The following is a 22266-nucleotide window of genomic DNA, read 5'->3' as shown; positions in this document are numbered from 1 at the left end:
TGGTTTGACTGCAACAAATTCCACACTCATCACTACGATTTCAGCGACTTGTAATACTTCTTGAAATCTTCACTCTCGTAGTAAAGGATGTCATCCGCGCCTTTCGGCATTTTCCCCTCTCTCGCCTGTGCCGGTTTTACTGCCGCGGCAGCACCAGCCACCACCACACTTCCAGCCAGGATGTGCTTGAGGAATGAACGTCTCTTGTCCTTTTCCTGCTCCATTTTTCCCTCCTAGTTATGCGTGCCGTCCGAAAACCGTTCTCCTCCGACTCGGCACTTTCAGGATTGGTTGATGATTCCCCCTGTCTTCCTGTAAAACAGGGATGTTTAACAATTTATGAAACAGTCACCAGGCCCTTCTCCAGGTCCAGGTAACCGCGTAACAATTTGCAACAGGTTATGTAAAATTCCGCCGTCTCGTTTTTCTCCACCGCTTCACTGAACATCTTGCTGAACGGCTCCAGATACTCGGTGAGCAACCGTACCTGGAAGTTCCGGGACGCATCGCTGTCGGTCTTCTTCTCCTCCTCGATAAGGCTGGCAAAGATATCAAGCATCATGACCAGAGAATCTTCAGAGTCCACAACCCCCTCCATCCGTTCAAGGCCGGCCTCCCCCAGAAATCCTCGCAGGGAGACAAGGGTCTGGCCAAAACTGCGCCCATCGAGATACCAGGAGGCCATGGTGTTTACCTGGCACTCACTGAATGGGTCGATAAACAGGTCATAGTATTCCTTTTCAAGGTCAGCCAGGTTCTTCTGCTTGAGCAGTGCTGAAAACTCCCGAACAGCCGTATCAAACAACGGGTTAATCTGTTCTTTTGAGAGGGCAGAGAACATGCCCCGCCAGCGGCTCATTTTTTCAGCATCCGGCTGCGACTGGAAAAAGGACTTGATAAGGTCAACCAGCCGAAGCCGGACCAGGATTAACTCTCTGTCATATGTTTCATTCATAATTATGCATCTTCAAAAAGTTTAACGACCCGACAGGTGTCGCAATATTCAAAGTGAGAGGTATCAACACTCTCCTTTTTGGAGAGTATCTCCATAACCCGCTGGTAACTCTTCCTGGTTCCAAACACCTTGCCGCACTCCTTGCAGCGCATCGGCTCCGCCTCTGCCATGGTCACATCATCAAAAAATTGTTTATCAATGGTGGCACCTGAAATAATCTTCAGGGCATTTTCAGGACAGACACGGACACAGATGGCACAACCAACACAAAGACTGGAGTTATAACGCAGGGAGAGTTTTTCTTCGTCTGTATGTAAGGCTTCAATACGACAGTCGTTGAGACAGGCGTAACACTGGGTGCACTTATCACCATCGCAACTGATTGTTGCAAAAGGCAGACTCCGGTTTTCTTTTATTCTTGCCTGACGCCCGGTTCTGGCAGAGAAGATTTCCAGGAGATGTGCCAGGTTCTGCCTCCTGTTTGCCGTATCATCCAGTTTGATCGCATCAGGGAGCAGAGGCTCCTCATGATTGTTCATCTGGATGATGAACTCCCTTGGGGAGGCTACAACAATCCGGTTTTCGACCTCAAAGTAGGTGTTCAGCAGGGAAGCAGCCATGGCTGTCTGGCGGCGCAGACTTTCATCAGATTCCGTTTCACCCTCTTGTGTTAACAAGATGACCCGACCAAATCCACGAGCGAAAAGATACAGCAGGTGAAAAAATGAAAGACCGCTGACCCGGTTATATTCGAGGAAAAAAGTGTTCTCAGCTTTAGCAGTGCTGTTTCTCCACCAGAGCTTATGCAGCATGGCCTCACTGCCCATCACCAAAGTCGTTCCGGGTTTTATGTCCAGGGATTGGAGATAGGAAATGAAGGCTCCGTCACTGAATCTTTCGTATTGAATAGCACCCGTAGGGCAAGCGCCGATACACCCCCCGCACTCCTCACATTTGACCGGGTCGATCTTTATCCCGTTGTTGTCCCGGCTAATAGCACCATATTTACAAACGTCGGTACAGGAACTGCAGCCGTGACCGAGTTTTGCGCTATACTGACAGATACTTTCAGAACAGGTGATAACCTCATCGACCTGGTAAGAGAACTGGTTGGACAGGAAATCACGAATCCCATCCTCCGTATACATGCTGCTCTTGTCGCCTTCAAAGTTCAGCTTCACACCATCCATAAGGAGCAGGGCGGGAACTTTCAGCACACGTTCTTCGACACCGTGAATGTCAATGGCATCATGCACGCAGGCCTTTTCACACTCCTTGCAGGATGTACAGACTGAGTAATTAATATGTAACTGTTCATCGAGACAATCTTCCGGACAGGCAGAACCACAATCACCACAATAGGTACAGCGCTCTATATTAATCGGGCTTTGAACGGACAAACGGACCTGGTATTCTGCATTTAGGTGGCTTACCTCCAACTCAACTGCCGTCACGATTTCCGGGTGGCTCCCTTTCAAGAGGATCGGCTCTATTTCCAGTACTCCTCCGAAATCATCAACAAAACTTTCGAGTTTTTCACTGTCATTGCCGATGACACAGAGCCTGTTATCCGGCTCCACCAGATAACTTCTGTACGTCGCAGTGTTGACTCGCTCCAATTCTGCCAGGGCAACCTGCTCCAGTTCATCATGGCTTAAGTCGCCAAAATCCTTATTTAACTGAAGTGTGGGAGACAGTGGAAACCCGGTTTCCGGGAAAAGTGTAGAAAAACCTCCGGCAAGCAGTACATCCTCCTCACCGGTTATCATGCGTCGCCCAGGTTGAAGATTTAAGTCCTTTTCGGAAAACTCAGGGGTACCATCACTACTCTGGATAAGAAGACAGGCTGAAAACTTTCCACTCATATATTGCGCAACCATAGACTCTTTGTAGCTGTACATAAGTACAGCATATTTTCTTGTTCCCGGGTAACACCAACGAAAAGCAGGAAATCCCGGTCGCATAATCCGGAACCCGTACCGTCACAGGGCACAGATCAATCCATAAAACCTTTATGAATTGGTGGCAGTATAGAAGAGTTCGATGGAACTATAAATCAGGTCAGTCCCTTTTCTTAGGTAAGGACTCTATGGAGTTTTTTGTAGGTGATTAACCTACATCGGTAGGGTTGATATTGCCGCTGGACGATTTTTCCGTCCAGAGAACGGCACGACGGGTTAGTTCGGCCGCCGTCTTGATGCAGAGTTTCTGTTTAATCCTGTCACGATACGTGCCGATGGTTTTCACCCCAAGATTCATGCGGGAGGCTATCTCACGTGTTGAAAGGCCCGCACCGATCTGGCGGAATACTTCAAGCTCCCGGTCGGTCAGGATTTCCTCGGTTGGCGCCCCCTGGGACGATGCGGAGTTCATATGAAGTTTGCCAAGCAGGAGCGACATCATGTTACCGCTTACATGGATCTTGCCCCTGGCTATATCTCTTAGCGCGGTGATTACCGATTCCGACGCCTCTTTTTTCATGATGTAGCCTTTGGCCCCTGCCCGCAAAGCCCGTTCCGCCCAGACCGCCTCATCATGCATAGAGAGAACAAGCACCGGGATTGGCCGGGATCCGGAAGCTATTTCCTTCACCAGATCGAGGCCATTATCCCTAGCCAGGGTTATATCAATGATCGCCATATCAGGCAGATACGTCCTGAGTGCCTCACGTGCCCCGGCGATATCCTCGGCCACCGCACAGACGGTGAAATCCGTTTCCTGGTTCACCAGTTCCGACATGCCCATGGTAAAGATCGGGTGGTCATCAACAATCAAAATTTTCGACATCAGGTGTGTACCTCTCCGGATATGGAAACAATGGTTCCGCCATTGATTTCAGAACTGATGGTCAGATCCGCTCCGATCGCCTTGGCCCGGTACTGCATAGTGTGGCAACCTAGCCCCTTGCGGATGGTATTGTCATCAAAGCCGCTGCCGTCATCAACAATCCGCACTGCAAAGTTACGCGGGTCGGTGCGCATGAAGATCCCTATATTGTCCGGACGGCCATGCCGTGCAGCATTGAAGACCGCCTCACGAGTAATATAATACACATGGGTGGCAACTGCATTATCGACCCACTCCCGATCCCCTTCAAATGAGTACGTACACTGGACACGGAATAGGTTTTCAGCCTCGTTCACCAGCTCTTCAATAGCCGCTTCCAAACCATGCTCGATCACATGGGCAGGGTAGAGTCCCTGGGCCAGCCTGCGGGTTTTTTCAATGGCATCCCGGATCAGATCACGAATGGTCGCCAATTGCTGCGCTTTATCCGGGTCGTCCTGTTCCAGTTTCTGTTGGAGCACCTTGCTGAGCAATTCGACGCCGGTTAAATGGGAACCGAGATTATCGTGCAGGTCCCGCCCGATATTTGAGCGTTCTTCCTCGCTCACCGCGATAATCTGTCGCTCCAGGCGCGCCATCTCTTTTTCGGCGCAGGTTTTCAGCACGTGGAGCCACATGCCTTCCGCCAGCATTTTCACCTGCCGCACATCTGAATTATCGTACTCGTCACCATTATTACAGACACCGACAACCATAACAATCTTCCCATCGTCGAGAACAGGCACGTCGAAATGGTGTGAAACCTTGCCTTTATATGGGTAACTCTCTTCACCCCTATAAGCATTGCAGATAACCTCAGAGCGATTAATGACAGCAGCGCCGATAAATCCGGCCTCTGAAATTTTTCGTGATACCTCAGGAGGATTACAGACATAGTCAGCCTGTTCATTATCCTCGATCACCAGGGAGCAGATCGAGACATGGGTCTGGGTCGTGTTGACAAGAGCCAGATAGCCTTGGGCCGAGCGTGTGATCTGTACTACCCGCTGAAGCACAAAATTATACTTATCCTGCAGCGTCTGTTTATCCATCATGCCGAGATGGAGCAGGGTATCCAGACGAACCTCATCACGCCGGAGCAGAATTTCCTTCTGGATGCGATCATCGACCATCCGGTTGGCCAGCCTGCGCAAATCCTCAAATTCAGCAAAGGCAAGATCCATATCCCCTATCTGCACATTAGAATCGGTGGCCTGCCTGAAAAAATCGGTAAACAGGTTAATTCCCTCTTTAATCTTCAATGAATAAAAATAGGAAATGAACAACAACAGGGACACCGCCACGATAAACAAGGCGATGAAAATAAAAACATTTTTAAAAGCAATATCCCGATAGGATTGGGTCTCAAAGGCAATAGCCCTTTCCATTTCCGCCATGGACATAGAGGTCCCGAAAACCCATCCCCAGTCACGATACTGCTGCACGTAACTCAAACGCTGATTGCCGTTTTCCTCATGTTCCGGTCGAACAGCATAACGAATAAATCCACCAGGTATTGAAAACATTGCTGTCTCCAGCATCTCCCTGCCATACGGTGCATTGTTGTCATCCATTAAGTTCATTACCGAACGACCAATTAACAAAACGTCGCGATTACAGATGATCGTACCGTCGTCACGAAAGCCAAACACCTCCCCATCCTTGCCAAAATACATGGACTGGATACGGGAAAGAATTTCGTTCTTCAGTTGTTTTTCCAGTTCTTCTGTATAAATACCGGCACCAATAAACCAATCGAACGGCTCAAAATATTTCACAAAGGCAACCTTCGGGTACACCTTCTTGACAAATTGCGGCTTCTTCAGGTCATAGTGGTATATCCCCGCCCCTTTCTCCCGGACCATATAAATTATATCACCCAGGACATCGGTGGTGTGGATTTCCTTGACGGCCCGCCTGTCTTTTCCTTCAAACCATGGTTCATCAGCAAAAAGATCGATGGTACCATCCGCCATGGAACCGGCAAAATAATAACCACGCCCATTGTTCCAGCGGATAGGCCGCAGAATTTCTGCAACCATTGATTCCAGCTCCTCGATGGTCTTTTCGTCCTTGTACATGGAATACATGTGGGACGCTACCGTATAGGCGGTCTGCACCTTATCACGGATCTCATCCTCGATATGCTGATCGGTCTGGGATCTTTTATATTCGACAAAGCTTACCACCTTGTCATATTCTTCTTTTACCCGTTCTTTATACCGGGCATTATAATTCGAGCGGATATTTTCGATGGATTCCTGATAGGCTTGGTATTCGTTTACCATCCAGAAAATACCAACAAAAAGGGTCAACCCGAATATGACCAGGATTGAGGCGTAGAAAGGGGCCGAAGAGAGGCTGACCTTCCGTTTCCCCACCTTCCGGCCACGCACTTGATAGCCTTTTTGACCTGCTGCCTCTTCCGGAGTCGATCGATCAGTCATACAGTTCCTTAATCTCCGGATAAATTCTCGTCAGGTGAATCACATCCATCCCCTGGTGATCGTTTGGCCCGAACTGCAGCACCACACCGCCAAGATCAAACCTTCCAACCTGCTGCATTGCCTCAATAAACGCATCCCTGCTGAGCACACCGGGAACAGCCCTCGCTATTGAGGCGAACAGTTTGCCACCGATATACCCCTCCAGCGAAGTAAAACTTAACGGGACGTCATGCTGATAGGCCCCCATCGCCCGCTGGTACTCCCGAATAAGCGGAATATTGGTATCGGTGGGTAACGGTACGACCTGAGAAATAATAACATTGGCACCATACCCGCCTAAAGCATCCCGCAGGCTTTCTGTACCCACAAAGGAGATATTGCAGAAGATCAGGTCGCTGCCTCCCATGTTTTTACTTAACTTGATAAATTCTGCACAGGCAGAATAGGCACCCACCAGCACCACGGCCTCCGGCTCCGACTGGAAGATCTCCTGCAAGCCACCCATGACCGCCACCGTATTACGTTCGTAACTCCCCTTGGAAACCAGCTCCATGCCCCGTCTCTTTAAGGCCTCTTCAATACCACGCAGCCCATCAAAGCCGTAACTGTCGTTCTGGTAAAAACAGGCGATACGCTTTAATTTTTTCTTCTCTATGAGGTACTTGGCCAGGTGCTCCATCTCCTGGGAATAACTGGCCCGCAGATTGATAACATATTTTCTGAAAGGGCTCCGGAGAAGTTCAGCACCGGTAAAGGGGGCAAAAAATGGAACCTTGCTGCTCTCCGTGAGCGGAATAACAGCCTTGGCAGTAGGGGTTCCTACCTGACCGGCAAGCATGAACACCCGATCTTCCTTGATAAGCTTGTAGGTATTACGGATAGCACGATCCGGCTCGTAGCCGTCGTCCTCAGTTATAAGCCTGATCTCCCTGCCATGGATCCCTCCCTCATCATTTACCTTGGATATAGCCGCAAGCATACCACCGCGGAATTCTATACCAAGATTTTTTGCAGGTCCGGTCAGGGCACAGGATTGGCCAAGCACAATCGGTTGATTGATAATGTTTGCTCCAGCCAGCAGTTCAGCTGGTAAGTGCAGGCAGAAAATAAGGAATAGATATAGAACCAGTCGACCGCTTCTCATGGGACACCCCGTGGTAAATAAAACCGATGACACCCCGGCATCCCTTAGCCGGTAACCTTCGATCAGAAAAACAAAGGTAGTGAAATTATGCAGGGAATGCAAGTTATTCAAGACAGGCCGCCCGCCAAAATATACAATCGCTCTTTTCCTGCAGGGCCCCCTTAGTACTGCTAAGGTTCGCTTTTGGTATTGAAATCCTGGACCACTGGTATACTGTGTATTCTTTTTTGAAGAAATGTCGTCCACCATCAACAAGGAATCCAGACCGCACATGCCAGACCAACAACCTCAATCCACAGCCCTGACCATCACCCGGCCTACCACAATTATAACCCCTCAGGGTCGTCGTGAGCAGCATGAACAGCTTGCCATCGAAACGCCCTACACCATCACCTTAAACGATGAAACCATTGGTTCATCAATGGTACTGCCTATCGGATTGGAAGAATTCGGGGTGGGATTCCTGTTCGGCCAGGGGTATATCAGAAATGCCGATGAAGTAAAAGAGGTCTACGTGTGCCCTGAGGGGCGGATCGCAGTCTACGCGGATGTGGAGTACACAGAGCCCAAAGAGGTCATCATCACCTCCGGTTGTGGTGGAACCGGCAAGATAGCCAAGGAAATGTTCGATGATGCCTTCGACCCGCTTGAAGAGACAACCATCACCTTTGAAGAGATCAGCTCCTTTATCCGACAGTCTCTTCATTACTCCACACTGGGACATGACACCCACTGTGTACATGGTTGCGGGTTCTGGCAAGACAACAGCCTGAAAATGTATTACGAGGATGTGGGCCGCCACAATGCTGTAGACAAGGTACTGGGTGCCATTCTGCTTGGTAAGGCCACACCCGGCGGAGCTATTTACACCACCGGGCGCCTCACCTCGGATATGGTCCTGAAATGTGCCCGGCTGGGAATCCCGATCATTATGTCGCGAACGGCTCCATCATCTCTCGGGTACGCCATTGCCAGGCGTTCAGGTGCAACACTTGCGGCGTACGCACGCCCGGAGCGGCTCAACATCTTTAACGCCCCGGATCGGGTAGTCACCGGACAACAGGGTTAACAGCATCCTCCTGACACTGGCGGTGATCGTTATTTTTCCATCCCCAGTTCAATCAGCTTTTCCAGGAAAACCGGGAATGGCAGACCATGCTCCGCAGCCGCCTGCGGCAACAGGGACGTCGGCGTCATACCGGGTATGGTGTTTGTCTCCAGTAAAAAGAGGTTTTCGTCACGGTCCATCATCATATCCGTCCGCGAGTAGCCTCGGAGACGAAGTGCCTTGTGCGCCCGCACTGCGTAATCCTGTGCTTTTTTCCTCACCTCGTCACTGACCGGTGCGGGACAGATTTCCTCGCTGGCCCCCGGCTCATACTTAGCCTTGTAGTCAAAAAACGTAAACTCCTCACCAGGTACAATCTCTATAAGGGGGAGCGGCGTCAGCGAATCATTACCGATCACACCCACCGTTAATTCCCGACCCTGGATATACTGCTCGACCATTACCTCCTGACCATGCATCAAGGCCATTTCGATACCGGCCTCCACCTCTTTTTCCGAATAAGCAATGGTCATACCGAGACTGGACCCCTCACGGACCGGTTTCACCACCAGAGGCAAACCGAGACGAGAGGTAATCTTAGAGGCATCATCCACATTGTTTGGGGTGATGATCTCCCACTCGGCAACAGGCAGGCTGTTGAGTCTATACAACTCCTTTGCCAGATCTTTGTCCATGGCAATGGCACTGCCAAGGACCCCGGACCCTTGATAAGGTACATGAAGAAGGTCAAGCAGGCCCTGGACTGTCCCATCCTCGCCCTGCAAGCCATGCAAAAGAATAAAGGCAAAATCAATCTCCGCTGCAGCATCGACAAGTTGAGCCAAATCAGTTGCCGGATCAAAACGACGTACATCGAACTTTTCAGGATCGAGGGCTTTTTCGACTCCGGCCGCTCCACTGAGGGACACCTCGCGTTCACCCGAAGTTCCCCCTGCCAACAACGCAATTGTGAGTTTCTTTGCTGCCATATGTTCTCTCTCCCTGTTATATTGAATCATGAATCAAGGTGGGGCCGTCCCGCATCTCTTTATATTGTACATCTCGTTTCTCTGAACTGCATCCAGATTCTTGAATACTCACATTTCATGTTATTGTTGCTTATTTTCTGTTTTTCCATGGTAAAGCAGTCAAAATTCCGGTCGAAAAAATATAAGCTCTTTGAGAAAAGGATTGACAACGCCGCTCCTTCCTTTTATATAAGTCAGGTTCATGTCGTGATATTTTAACATTTCTTGGCTACCATGTTAAAAACCTGTACAGAGCCTTGAATATACAAATAATTTAATTGTTAACGGAGTCCCAGATGATCGAAGTTGAAGTTCGGGGTGATCTCGAATACGCAATTCGCCAACTGAAAAAAAAGCTGCAGATTGACGGCATCAAGAGAGAACTGAAGCGTCGCGAGTACTATGAGAAGCCGAGTGTGAAAAAGCGTCGCAAGCAGGCTGAAGCACGCCGTAAGCTCCGCAAGTTCAATCGCCTCAGAAGAGCTGGCTGATTCCTCTCCTGCGGGCCTCTTACCAAGAGGTTCGATGAGTGACACGCTCTTCAAAAAAATCAGGGCCGCCGCTTCCCGAGCATTTCGCACACCGCCGGGATCTTTTTCTGCACTATCTCATCTCCGAGCGGCGGCTTGCAGAAAACAGCGTGAAGGCCTATGCGGCTGACATTGAGCTTTTTCTGTCTTTTCTTCTTTCTCAGCGCTTACGAAATCTTGCCGCTGTCGATCTGAAAAATATTCACCGTTTTTTGGAGCAGTGCAAGAATAAAAACATTTCCAATCGCACCAACGCCCGACGCGTTTCCGCCCTGCGCTCCTTTTTCTCCTTTCTGGCCGGACGACACCTGGTATCATCGAACCCTTTTGCTCTGGTCGATCTGCCTAAAAGTGGCCAGATCCTCCCCAAGGCTCTCAGCATAGATGAAGTCAACTCCCTGCTTGCCCCGCCAACTACGACAACACCCATTTCCCGCAGGAACAGTGCCATGCTCTACCTGCTCTACTCTACAGGACTCCGGGTCTCCGAACTTGTAGGATTACCCCTTTCAGCTTGCAACCTCTCTGCGGGTTTTGTCCGGGTAATAGGCAAAGGAAACAAGGAAAGGCTGGTACCGTTTGGCAGCCGGGCCAAGGAGTCGATTGAAGAATATCTGCAACTTGCCAGACCCCTGATATTAAAAGGACGAAGAAGCAACTACCTCTTTATTACCAACCGCGGCAGCTGTATGACCCGGCTGAGATATTGGCAGATATTAAGAAACACGGCTCTTTCCGCAGGAATCGACAAAAAAATTTCTCCTCATATGCTACGCCATTCCTTCGCCACCCACTTGCTCTCCCATGGTGCCGACCTGCGTTCAGTACAAATGATGCTGGGCCATTCCGACATCGCCACAACCCAGGTGTATACGCATATTGATCAGGACAGGCTGAAGAGCATTCATAAAAAATTTCATCCAAGGGGATGATTTTATAAATATTTATGACATAGTAAGGATACTACTCAAAAACAACTCCGGTTATTCTTGAAAACCATTCGCAGAACAGGCGCAGTTATGGACTATTGCCATAAAAGGAGTAGCACCTGAACCGGTTCAATTATTAATTCGTTTCGAGAAGAAGCAGATAACATTTGTCTCTTATGCGTGTAATCACGACCCATCATAACGCCGATTTTGACGGACTGGCATCCATGGTCGCAGCCCACAAACTCTACCCGGATGCAATACTATCCTTTGCCGGCTCCCAGGAAAAGAACCTGCGTGATTTCACATCCCAGACCCTTCTCTACCGCTACGACTTCCAGAAAGCCAGGGATATAGAACTCGACGAAATCACAACCCTTATCATTGTCGACACCCGCGCATCTGAGCGAATCGGAGTTTTCAAAAAATGTATTGATAACCCGAACACGGCAATCCATCTCTACGATCACCACCCTGAAAGTCCCGGTGACATCAGAGGAGATGTGGAGGTTGTAAAAAACGTTGGCGCCACCGCCACCATCTTTACCCAACTGATTCGTGAAGAAGATATCGAACTGAGCCCGGAAGAAGCCACCATCTTTTGCCTCGGCATCTATGAGGACACCGGCTCCCTCACCCACCTGACCACGACCCCGGAAGACTTGGAGGCAGCAGCCTGGCTGGTTCGAATGGGAGCCAAACTCGACATTGTCTCCCAGTTTATCAGCCATGAACTGACCACCATGCAGGTCGAACTCCTGCACGACCTGATGAACAACGCGCACCAGTACCTGATTCAGGGTTTGCCGATCACTGTGGTCTCCATGTCACTGCCGGAATATGTCGATGATTTCGCCCTCATCATCCGCCGTTTTATGGTCATGGAAAACCTGGATACGCTTTTCGCGCTTATTGCCATGGGCAGCCGCATCTATCTTATTGCCCGATCCAGGATCGCAGATGTCAATGTGGGGGTTATTGCACGGGATATGGGGGGAGGCGGCCACGCCACTGCAGCTTCCGCCACGGTTCGTGATATTACCTTGGTGGAAGCCCAGGAACGACTCATCCAGAAACTGCAACGCCATGTCCGGCCGCAGCCCATCGCCAGGGAGTTAATGTCTACTCCGGCGATCACAATTCCAGCAGACATTACCCTGACCAATGCCCAGTTCCTGTTAAACCGCTACTCCATCAACTCGGTTGTCGTAGTGGCTCCGGCTGGCGAACCCAACGCACCTGACCGAGGTATAAATGTTATCGGCATACTCACTCGCCGGGTTATCGAAAAAGCATTACACCACGATTTAGGCCATCTGCAGGTGAGTGAATACATGTCGACAGATATTGAATTTCTGTCGCTCAACGCAAACCTGGCCGACATCCAGGAACTGATTATCGAAAACAGACAGCGTCTTATCCCCATTGTCCAGGACGATGTGCTGGAAGGCGTTATCACTCGTACGGACTTGCTGAACCACCTGGTTAACGACCCGGCCCATCTTCCCAAAAACCTGTTGCATGAATCTGAATATCCGTCGCTGGAGAGAAAAAGGAACCTCCACAACCTGGTTGTCGACTGTTTGTCAAAACGGATGATAAAGCTCTTGCAGGAGATTGGTGAAGCCGCCGATGTAATTGGTTATAACGCTTTTGCCGTTGGTGGTTTTGTACGTGACCTTCTCTTAAAAAAGCAGAACCTCGACCTGGATATTGTGGTAGAGGGGGACGGTATCACTTTCGCCAAAGCATTAACCGCCCGGCTGGGAGGCAGGTACCGAACCCATGAACGATTTTCCACCGCCACAGTGTTGCTGCCCGATGGCTTCAAACTCGACATCGCCACCGCCCGACTCGAATATTACGAGTATCCGGCAGCTTTGCCGACGGTGGAATTATCATCGATAAAACTGGATCTGTACCGCAGAGATTTCACCATCAACGCCATGGCAATCCAGCTGAATACTCGCCAGTTCGGCACCCTGGTCGACTTCTTCAACTGCCAGAACGACCTCAAGCACAAGCAGATAAAGGTACTTCATAACCTCAGCTTTGTGGAAGACCCGAGTCGGCTGTTCCGCGCTATTCGTTTTGAGCAACGTATGCAGTTCCGTATTGCCCCGCATACCAAACGCCTCATGCAGAATGCGGTCAAGATGAAGCTTTTTGGCAAAACCAACGATACCAGGCTCTTTTCTGAGCTCCGGCATATCCTTTCAGAAACGGACCCTATACCGGCCATCGAGAGACTGGCTGAATTTAACCTTTTCCAGTTTCTCTGGCCCGACCTCAAACCACACCTCAAGATCGATCGCAGGTTCCACCACATCCTGACCCAGGCCAAAAACGCCCTCTCCTGGCACAACCTGCTCTATCTCGAAGAAAAATGCACACCCTGGATAGTCTACCTGCTGGCCATAATGGGACGCTCACCAAACGAGGTGCTTGCCTCCTTTTGCAGACGGTTCCTCGTCCCTCAGAAAATGAGTGAGTTCATTTTGCAGCAAAAGATGCATGCGGATAAGACTGCCCGCTTTTTCCAGCACCGACGAGCCATCCCCAACAGCGAGAGCTATCTCCTCTTGCAGGAGCTCAAAATTGAAGGGCTTCTCTACCTCATGGCTATTGCCAGGAAAAGTTCGGTGAAGAAATGTGTCTCCAATTATGTCACGGAACTCCGTTATACCAGCCCCGAACTCTCAGGCAAAGACCTGATGAAACTTGGCTATAAACCAGGTCCCGAATTTAAAATCATGCTCAGTGATCTTCTGGAGATGAAGCTGGACAACAAGCTACACACTAAAGAAGATGAAATTGCCCATCTCCAGGCCAAGTATCCTCTGGAAAAACTTGATGCCGACAACTCTGATGCTTAGTCTCTCCTGATATGGCCCTTGGCACATCCTTTTAAATAATCAGCCTGCGTGTATCGATAATGGAAACCATACTCCTCAAAGTTCTCTTCCTTGCCCCACCTATCCTCTTCGCCCTGACCCTGCACGAGTTTGCCCACGGTTATGTGGCGTACAGGTTTGGTGACCCCACAGCCAGAGCCGCAGGCCGATTGACCCTCAATCCGGTCAAACATCTCGATCCTATTGGCACCCTGGCATTTTTCTTTATCAATATTGGTTGGGCTCGGCCGGTGCCTGTCAACCCTGCCTATTTTCGCAACCCTAAAAAAGATATGCTCTGGGTTGCCCTCGCGGGCCCAGTAACCAATTTAGTACTTGCTGTCATCAGTGCAATTCTGGCAAAAGGTGTTGCCCTTGCAACCATCTTTTTCCCGGAAAATAACCTTATTCTCTTTAACCTCGGCGTCTTCTACGAGATATTGAAAGCGAGTGTCTGGATCAACCTTGTTCTCTGTATATTCAATTTCCTGCCTATTCCTCCTCTTGACGGAAGCCGTATTCTGACCGGTATCCTGCCCACCGAAATGGCAAGATCATATCTCAAATATGAACGATACGGCTTTATCCTCATACTCCTCCTCGCATTTAGCGGCCTGCTTTCTAAAATAATTCTGCCGGTTATTGACTTTGCCAATACCCTGCTACTCACCTGAACAGCCAATCCCCACCATTTGGTGCTCTGCCTGAACGTACAGGGTCTCTGAACGTGAAGGAGCACCAACTCCCATATCCAGCAGGAGAATAATCACCCTGCCAGGCGACAATATTCACAATTGCCTGGCAAATGACTTGATTTAGTCGCCAGCGTCTGCATAATGGTAGAAGGTTTCATCGGCACACCTTATCCATCTGCACACGCCTGCATCTACCCGGCAGATTGATCATATCAGACATCTGAGCCCACTTGGTAACTAGCCTTACAAAAGTGATACAATTTCGTACTGCATGTGTTTATTTTATGCACCTGCAGATACATACACCCTCGCCATAAAATTCCAGGCTGCGAACCTGCTAACAATTTACGGAGTTACTTTATGCGCATTCGAGATCTTTCTATCAACTTCAAGCTACCTGTCGCTTTTGGTGTAATTCTTGCTCTTCTTGTCGGTCTCGGCACAATCTGCTGGTTACGATTTGGAGGAGCCGTCGAAGGCATACACATATCGGCCTCGGCAGCCAACCTTAATACCAAACTCCTGGCCCGTGAGATAGACCACCACAAGTTTATGGCAAAAGTGGGAGAGTTTTTCATCAATCCCGACATAACAACCATTGACGTTCAGACTGACCATCGGCAGTGCAATCTCGGCAAATGGCTCTATGGACCTGAACGGCAAAACGCAGCTAATGAATTTCCGAACTTTGCGTCCTCTTTTGAGAGTCTCGAAAAACCTCACCAGGAGCTTCACGAGTCCGTTCTTGCGATCAATGTACTCGCCAGGGGAAAAGCAAAAGAAGATATTCTTTCTGAAGCCTCCGCCATCTACCACGGCAAGGCACAAACAGCCCTCACAGCAACCCAGGACATCCTCAACAGCTTATCCGAAGAAGCAGGAGAGCTTCTTGCGGCATCCGAAACCCAGCTTGTTTCTTCCGCAAATTCGGGCAGAACCATTATTGTCACCTTGACCCTCCTCACCCTGGCCAGTGGCCTCGTTTTTAGCTTTCTCATTTCACGCTCTATCAGCAAACCAACAAACCAGTTGGCAGAAGTTACCGAAAAACTTGCCCAAGGCAACATGTCCGTACGATGCGACCTTGACCAGAATGATGAAATAGGACAACTCGCCTGCTCTGCCAACAACCTGGCATCTTCAATCAATAATATGTGTATAGGTGTAAACGGTAGCTCCTCGACTATTAATGCATCGTCCCAGACACTTGATACGCTCTCCTCCAAATTGTTTGAGCTTGCTGAACAAATGGCGAAAAACTCAACAGGTGTTGCCGCAGCATCAAATCAGATGAATACCAATTTCAGCGCTATTGCTGCCGCTACCGAACAGACCAGCACCAATGTCACCATGGTCGCCGCAGCAGCGGAGGAGATGACAGCCACAATCCAGGAGATTGCCGCAAGTTCTGAAAAAGCTCGCGTGGTCGCCGACGAAGCGGTGACCGAATCAAACAAAGCAACCACCAGTGTCAATGAACTTGGGGATGCAGCCGAGAGGATCAGCAAGGTTACGGAAACAATTAACGAGATCGCCGACCAGACCAACCTCCTTGCATTAAACGCCACAATCGAAGCAGCCAGGGCCGGAGACGCCGGAAAAGGGTTTGCGGTCGTCGCGAACGAAATTAAGGATCTGGCCCAACAGACCACAGAGGCAACACGGGAAATCCAACAACGTATTGAAAGTGTGCAGTCATCCAGTGAGCAAACTATAAACGTTATCAACACTATCTCAAAAATCATCGATACCACCAGTGAGACAATATCGACTATTGCCTCTGCGGTTGAAGAGCAGACAGCCACAAGCCAGGAAATTGCCAACAATGTCAGTCAGGCATCCATTGGTATGCAGGAGGTAAACGAGAATATTGCCCAGGCCTCTGTCGCTAACAGTGAAATCACACGCGACATTGGCTTGGTAAAAGATGAGGCAGAAACCGTCGCGGCCAGCAGTTCAGATGTAACTGAACTCGCCACCGAGATGAACCACAACGCACAACAGCTAGATGCACTGCTGCATAATTTTTCTTTTAAACAACCGCCGTTTGATATCGGGAAAATTAAAAATGCACATTTCAACTGGAAAATGCAACTCACCGCCATCCTCAACGGCTACAAGTCTATGGACTCGAAAGATATCCCAAATCACCACCAGTGCGAATTTGGCAAATGGTATGACAATGCCCCGGAGGCCATCACCTCCTTGCCGATATTCAGGGAGATCGGAAACCATCACGAATTAGTGCACAAAAATGTCACTGAGGCGGTTGATCTATATAATGCCAACAATCGAAGTGGGGCCACCCGAAAGGTGGAGGATTTCGAGAAGGCGCGCAAGGACCTCTTTACCGCCCTCGACCAGCTTTATATGATCAGCTAAACAGAATCTCTCAACAGGCATAAAAGGCTGTTTTACATGAATATTCTAAGGAACATTAGATTATAGCCGACAATCACCTGAAGGTGGTCAAAATATTTTCCGGGTCTCACCAGCAGATCCGTAATCGAGATTGGTTGAAAGGTCTGATATCCATAATTTTCAAACAAACTTGCCTGTTTACCCGAGAGAAGTTCTGATATCGAACCCATCACCCGGTTGAGACGCTGGGTGATGGGTTATAGCCTCGTCAACTATCTGAAGAAGTTCATTTTGTCTGAAAGTTTTTTATTTGAAACCACTGAAGCCGACAAACATATTTTTGCTCTCTATAATTCGACATTACCCCCCTCATCTCAGCTATAGTTAACATATGTAAGCTATTGTAAATATTACACATAGAAAAACAAAGCTTGTATAATGTGCAACTTTGTTCTATTCTAAGACCAACTATTTAGTAAAGGGTAAATATTTTCTAAACTCCGCGAACAGCTTTTCGTCTCGGTAGCCCTACAGTCTTTATTTAGTACCACTACGCACTTAAGCTACGTGTTTTCGCGTTAATCCTTTTTTATCTGTCAGACTATCTCTTTATTTCAGTCCTTATTTTAAATAGTGTTACAGTTCGACTGGTTAACCAATATTCTACATGCACTGTCAGCTCTGTATGAATGCTGAACCTGAACCCTTTATGTGACTTTTTGTTATCATCCCTATCCAGTTGATAACTTTACTTCCAGACGGATAAGGTATGTACCTCATAGCCCCATAGTAGTTATAAAAAGTAGAAAGGAGACAAAATGGAAAAAAATGTAACTGTGACAACAGATCACAAGAGTACACCTCGAATATCCAAAGCCTTACCGAAAACCAAACATGGTTCCCGGAAGACGAATGAGAACCGGACTGCGTCTAAAAGAAATTGTAGCAAGTTCATGGCACTACAGGAAGCATTACAGGATCCAATCACAGTCTGCGAAGGAACATAACATTCCAGCGAAATGACTCGATTAGCCAGCGCAGCCTGGCTGCTATTTCATGTTTTCCCCCTCGATCCGTTTCACCCTGTCATAACAGCAACCCCAAAGTCGAATTTTTATCGGCAGCAGGCCGTTCCCGGGTGCCGTTCGACCCAACCGCCAAAAGAGATCCTTCCAGACTCAAATTGGCCACAAAGGCAAAAGTTGCACTTATGTCACACATACGTATTCGGTACAGCACGATTGAGTTTAGAAAATTTGATATTCATGTCAGAACATTACGTGACAAGCAGCAATTTTCTGACCCGGAAGGGGAAGCTTCAAAACTCGGAATATCTTCCGCCACCTGGCCCTTCTTCGGCATTATATGGGAGTCTGGCATCCATTTGGCCAACCTTATGGAAGATCACCCCGTTGGTGGAAAAAGTATTCTTGAGATTGGCTGTGGGATTGGTTTAGCCAGCCTTGTCCTTAACCACCGTGGGGCCAATATCACTGCTACGGATTATCATCCGGAAGTGAAAGTGTTCCTGGATGAAAATACACATCTCAATAAAGACCCGGATATTTCTTTTGTCCGTACTTCATGGGATGATCACCTGCCCAATACTCTTGGGCTGTTTGATTTCATTATTGGCAGTGATCTACTGTATGAACAAGAGCATCCAGGAATTCTTGCCTCATTCATCAATCGACACGCCAAAAAAAAGAGTACAGCTTTGATAGTTGCCCCTCAACGTGGTTACTCTTGCAGGTTTATGAAGCACATGACGGAATTTGGTTTTAATCATTCTGTGAATCAACACAAACTATTCACAGGAAAGACTCTCTGTTTCACGCGTTAAGTATTCAGCGGTTGGAACAACCAGATACAAAACAAAATTTTTCCAAGGAGGAGCAATGAGACACGTTTTGCAAGCAGGAGAAAATGTATGTCATCTAACAAGAGCGAAGTGGGGTGTTGGTAAAATAACCTCAATAAACAGCTGTGGAACGATCAGGGTAGTTTTTGAAGGAAATAAAATACTCTCAATAGCGAAAGGTATAAACTACTTAGTCAAGGTGGATCCGAAAGGGAATAAACTTTAAAGCCTGTACCGCCTGAAAGATCTGATATTTTAAATAGTTTGTGTCCATCCGAAAGCTCAGTGTCTTGATGAAATGCTGATGGTATTGATTGCAAAATTAAGTATTTACAGAATACACTTTCAATCGATAACACCGCAGAAGGCATTTTATCCCCCCTCTCGAGTGATACAGGTAAGGTGCACCAAAAGCTGCTCATTGCGCATAAAATCTTTGCTTCATCCCCAGAAGAAGGACGAAGACGATCATGCAACTGCCAATTGGCTCATGTACCCTTGGGAATGAACTACAATCTTCGATATAGCGATATAAGCTGGCCTGCGGATGGAAAATTTATAAAAAGCCTGACCATTAACCCTGCTATTATAAATCTCCCAGCCTTGTAGTATTGTGATCAATTGGATTATGTGAAAACGTAGATTGTTTTCAGCCAATGGTAAGATGTGCCCCCTCAATTCACAACAACCGCAAAGGAAAAGTGGTCAACTTTGACAATCGCTTCATATCCCGCCTGGATTGGGCGGGATATGAAGCGTGCTTCATCTTAATAGTGTGTGATTTCCATTTTCGCCATTTCATCTTCAGTCAGCAGAAGTCTCCATTCCCCTGAATCGACGTTAAACAGAGCCATTGCCTGCTTGAACAGGACCTCTGATATCGCATATTCTTCAAGAAACTCATCAATGATTATATTATCCAGGACATACGAGTTAGTGAAATCCCTCTCTGCTTCTTTGTGAAGACCTAAACTGGAGAGTACAAGGCCTCGTGCCAATATTGCTGCGCCTCGCTTCTCGTTGAACTTCAGGGCCTGGTTGAGATCTGCCAAGGCATGTTCGAATTCACCCTCATTTAGAAATGCAATACCCCGGAGAAAAAAAGCTCTTTCGCAATCACCACCGCCATCAATCACAATGGACAAATCTTGAACAGCTTTTTCAAACCGACCGAGTTTCAGATATGCGGCTCCCCTCCCTAACATAACTTCCGGAGAACCAGGTTCCTTTTCAAGAGCCAGGGTAAATGATTTTATGCTGGCTGGTAAATTTCCTTCGAGAAAATACTTTTTCCCTTTCATTCTATCTGATGCAGTGTTCATCATACACCTCCTATGAACATAGTGTGGGGAGTTCCCCTTCTTAGTAAAAGAATAAGCATCACTAATCATTGCTCAAGGAGAAGTACCAGGCAGGAGAACCACAAAACTATACCGGTAAAAGTAATTCATCCTTTACACTGCTCCTTCCGGTATCTTCATAAATGATTGCATCAAACTAGTTTTTTAGTCCATCACCACTTCAACCTTTGCGGGCAAAGACATGAGCCAAGGGAAGCCACAGACAGGGTCAAAGTGCTCAAGTCCTGTGAGTATGTTTGCGTTTGCCTTTTCCCAGCCATGGGTCATCCTCAAACAGTTTTTTTGTATATCATTGCAGAGATTCAATGATAATGTAACCGAACCATTATTGGTTGTGCATCGTACAAGTGCACCATTTTTTAAGCCTAGAAGTTCTGCATCTTCTGGGTTCATATCTAAAAGTGGTTCAGGGTTTCTGTGGACATATTCCGGAATATTACGATACTGGCTATGTTGGTATGTTGAAACTCTATCCCCAGTGCTCAGGGAAAATGGAAACATAGCATCGGGTAGAGTAGGTAGGCGAAACTCTTCTATTGAAGGCAAAGGTGCAAGACCGTTTTTCTTGAGTTGCTCTGACGCAAAAAAGATAGGTGTTGGAGCTGGCGTAACAGGTGTGTATTCGATAGTTGCGGATGCACTTTGTTCGATTTTTTCTAATTTGATACCAGTATTTTCAAGACGAGACAAAATAGCCTCCCTATTATCACTCCACGGCATAAGCTCCTTTAAACCAAGCTCTTTGGCAAGATCAAAAGCTACTTGCCAAGCAGAATATCCGTAACGCGGTGTGGAGGACAGCGGGCGAGTAAGTCCCAAATAAGGATGACCTTGGCTTCCATAGTCATGTAATTCTAAGGTATCAAACATATCAGCAGCTGGAAGTATTAGATCGGCAAGTTGTGCTGTTTCGGTCATAAACAAATCAAAAACAGCGAGAAACTCTAAACCTGAGAGTGACTTTTTCTGTGCAGCTGAATCTGGGAACGTAAGTGCAGGGTTACCACCCATTATCAACATGAACTTTAAGGTATACGGATCGTCATGAAGAATGGCCTTGTCCCAAAACATTCCATGCCCTTGCACATTTCCTCCGGTAAAGAGGGGCGTTGATGAATTTCCGACAGATTCTTTTAGGCGCTCAGGGTACAGGTCTTTCCCCGGTAACGGGTTGAGTGGAAACATAAACGGTCTAGGTCCTGAGTCATTCAGAAAAGAATTGAGGCATGCAATAGCACGAATTGTTTGAACCCCTGTAGGTTTTAGCTCAATACCAAGACCAGTTTTCGTCCATGTTTGTCTATTCTCGTAAAGAAGGTCCCATGCTTCTTCTACTCCGTCTTTATTAAGCCCAGCCTCCTCCAATAAATGCTCTAAAGAATAGGTGGACAGCATATCTTTTAATTGCTCAAAACCAACGTTTTCCCGGCATGGTTCCAAACCTTTTTTTTCCATTGCAATCTTCAAAAATGCGAGCGCCAGAAATCCATCTCCTCCTGGTTTAACTTGCAGATGAATGTCTGCCGCCCTAGCAGTTTGTGTACGGGTAGGATCAACGACAACTAATTTGAACTTTTTAGTTTTACGATATTTTATAAGAGAGGAAAAGGTACGTGGAGAAGATATTGCAGGGTTTGTCCCCCATAAAAATGCTGATTGAGAATTTGTAAAGTCAGGGGATGGAGTACCCCCGTATGTCATACCATGGCCCATAGTCATAGAGGTATTACAGAGGCTACCAACAGAAATATAATTAGGAGAGCCTATCCCATAGGCTAAGTGTTTGAGGTAGTAGGCAATTTCTTGGTGCTTAAGAGATTCTCCTTTGTAAAAACAAATACTCTCAGCGCCATATGCTGACTTGGTTTCTGTAATTTTTTGAGCAAGAATAGAGATCGAATCTTCATAAGATATTGGTTCAAACCTATCACCCTGTTTGAGCATAGGCCGTTTTAATCGTTTGGGTGAGCGGTGAATGTGGCCATAATTCTTAGCACGGAGACAAACAAAACCTTTACTGATAGGGTGGGCGGGATTACCGCTGACTTCGGTCCTGTCTGAATGTTCCCTGATAAGCAAACCACAATTCTCACTACAGATCCGGCATGTTGTAGGGTGGGTCACAGTGTCCATAGTTTTCTCCCAAGGATAGGGTTAATAAATTTCGTAATAGCTCTGTTTGTACAA

The 22266-nt window shown here is 47.8% G+C and carries 17 protein-coding genes; 8 read left to right on the top strand and 9 right to left on the bottom strand.

What is annotated here, in order from left to right; translation table 11 throughout:
* Positions 1-32: 32 nt before the first annotated feature.
* The 6 genes from GA520_RS01730 to GA520_RS01705 all read right to left on the bottom strand — a co-directional run bounded on the left by GA520_RS01730 (position 33) and on the right by GA520_RS01705 (position 7372).
* Positions 33-224 (bottom strand): Tat pathway signal protein, encoded by a 192-nt coding sequence (locus GA520_RS01730; protein WP_163340308.1) that lies wholly within the window; start codon positions 222-224, stop codon positions 33-35.
* A gap of 113 nt (positions 225-337) precedes the next feature.
* Positions 338-955: a molecular chaperone gene (locus tag GA520_RS01725; protein WP_163340309.1), complete on the bottom strand. Its 618-nt coding sequence runs from the start codon at positions 953-955 to the stop codon at positions 338-340.
* 2 nt (positions 956-957) lie between these two features.
* Positions 958-2820, bottom strand: coding sequence for a 4Fe-4S binding protein (locus GA520_RS01720; protein WP_163340310.1), 1863 nt, complete (start codon positions 2818-2820; stop codon positions 958-960).
* A 244-nt stretch (positions 2821-3064) separates the two neighbouring features.
* Positions 3065-3742 carry a response regulator transcription factor gene (locus GA520_RS01715; protein ID WP_167528833.1) on the bottom strand — a complete coding sequence of 226 codons (678 nt, stop codon included), beginning with the start codon at positions 3740-3742 and terminating at the stop codon, positions 3065-3067.
* Positions 3742-6228 (bottom strand): cache domain-containing protein, encoded by a 2487-nt coding sequence (locus GA520_RS01710; RefSeq protein WP_163340311.1) that lies wholly within the window; start codon positions 6226-6228, stop codon positions 3742-3744. Before GA520_RS01710 ends, GA520_RS01715 begins: the two co-directional genes overlap by 1 nt.
* Complete coding sequence (locus GA520_RS01705) at positions 6221-7372, bottom strand: ABC transporter substrate-binding protein (RefSeq protein ID WP_163340312.1); 1152 nt, start codon at positions 7370-7372, stop codon at positions 6221-6223. The genes GA520_RS01710 and GA520_RS01705 overlap by 8 nt, the downstream gene beginning before the upstream one ends.
* A 271-nt stretch (positions 7373-7643) precedes the next feature.
* On the opposite strand from GA520_RS01705, the gene fdhD reads away from it, so the two are divergent.
* Positions 7644-8441 carry a formate dehydrogenase accessory sulfurtransferase FdhD gene (gene fdhD / locus GA520_RS01700; RefSeq protein WP_163340313.1) on the top strand — a complete coding sequence of 266 codons (798 nt, stop codon included), beginning with the start codon at positions 7644-7646 and terminating at the stop codon, positions 8439-8441.
* Positions 8442-8470: 29 nt separating this feature from the next.
* Here fdhD and GA520_RS01695 read toward each other — a convergent pair whose 3' ends face one another.
* Complete coding sequence (locus GA520_RS01695; protein ID WP_163340314.1) at positions 8471-9409, bottom strand: D-alanine--D-alanine ligase; 939 nt, start codon at positions 9407-9409, stop codon at positions 8471-8473.
* Between the two features lie 338 nt (positions 9410-9747).
* On the opposite strand from GA520_RS01695, the gene rpsU reads away from it, so the two are divergent.
* The 7 genes from rpsU (at position 9748) to GA520_RS01660 (ending at position 18944) form a co-directional block, all read left to right on the top strand.
* Positions 9748-9939 carry a 30S ribosomal protein S21 gene (rpsU, locus tag GA520_RS01690; protein ID WP_370362788.1) on the top strand — a complete coding sequence of 64 codons (192 nt, stop codon included), beginning with the start codon at positions 9748-9750 and terminating at the stop codon, positions 9937-9939.
* Between the two features lie 38 nt (positions 9940-9977).
* The gene (gene xerD, locus GA520_RS01685) at positions 9978-10910 is read left to right on the top strand and encodes a site-specific tyrosine recombinase XerD (protein WP_163340316.1); all 933 of its coding nucleotides are present in this window, start codon (positions 9978-9980) and stop codon (positions 10908-10910) included.
* 173 nt (positions 10911-11083) lie between these two features.
* A complete protein-coding gene (locus GA520_RS01680) occupies positions 11084-13783 on the top strand; it encodes a CBS domain-containing protein (RefSeq protein WP_163340330.1) in 2700 nt (899 codons plus the stop codon).
* A 59-nt stretch (positions 13784-13842) separates the two neighbouring features.
* Complete coding sequence (locus tag GA520_RS01675) at positions 13843-14475, top strand: site-2 protease family protein (protein WP_163340317.1); 633 nt, start codon at positions 13843-13845, stop codon at positions 14473-14475.
* Positions 14476-14856: 381 nt separating this feature from the next.
* Positions 14857-16878: a methyl-accepting chemotaxis protein gene (locus GA520_RS01670; protein WP_163340318.1), complete on the top strand. Its 2022-nt coding sequence runs from the start codon at positions 14857-14859 to the stop codon at positions 16876-16878.
* A 1189-nt stretch (positions 16879-18067) separates the two neighbouring features.
* Complete coding sequence (locus GA520_RS01665; protein ID WP_163340319.1) at positions 18068-18700, top strand: methyltransferase; 633 nt, start codon at positions 18068-18070, stop codon at positions 18698-18700.
* Positions 18701-18755: 55 nt separating this feature from the next.
* On the top strand, positions 18756-18944 hold the full coding sequence (locus GA520_RS01660) for a hypothetical protein (protein WP_163340320.1): 189 nt from the start codon (positions 18756-18758) through the stop codon (positions 18942-18944).
* Between the two features lie 541 nt (positions 18945-19485).
* Here GA520_RS01660 and GA520_RS01655 read toward each other — a convergent pair.
* Positions 19486-20043: a tetratricopeptide repeat protein gene (locus GA520_RS01655; protein WP_163340321.1), complete on the bottom strand. Its 558-nt coding sequence runs from the start codon at positions 20041-20043 to the stop codon at positions 19486-19488.
* 180 nt (positions 20044-20223) lie between these two features.
* A complete protein-coding gene (locus GA520_RS01650; protein WP_163340322.1) occupies positions 20224-22212 on the bottom strand; it encodes a molybdopterin-dependent oxidoreductase in 1989 nt (662 codons plus the stop codon).
* Between the last annotated feature and the right edge of the window lie 54 nt (positions 22213-22266).

The sequence above is a fragment of the Desulfopila sp. IMCC35008 genome (assembly GCF_010646885.2).
GTDB lineage: Bacteria > Desulfobacterota > Desulfobulbia > Desulfobulbales > Desulfocapsaceae > Desulfopila.
Note: the sequence above shows the minus strand (reverse complement) of the source record. Positions and strands in the feature narration are given on the sequence as shown.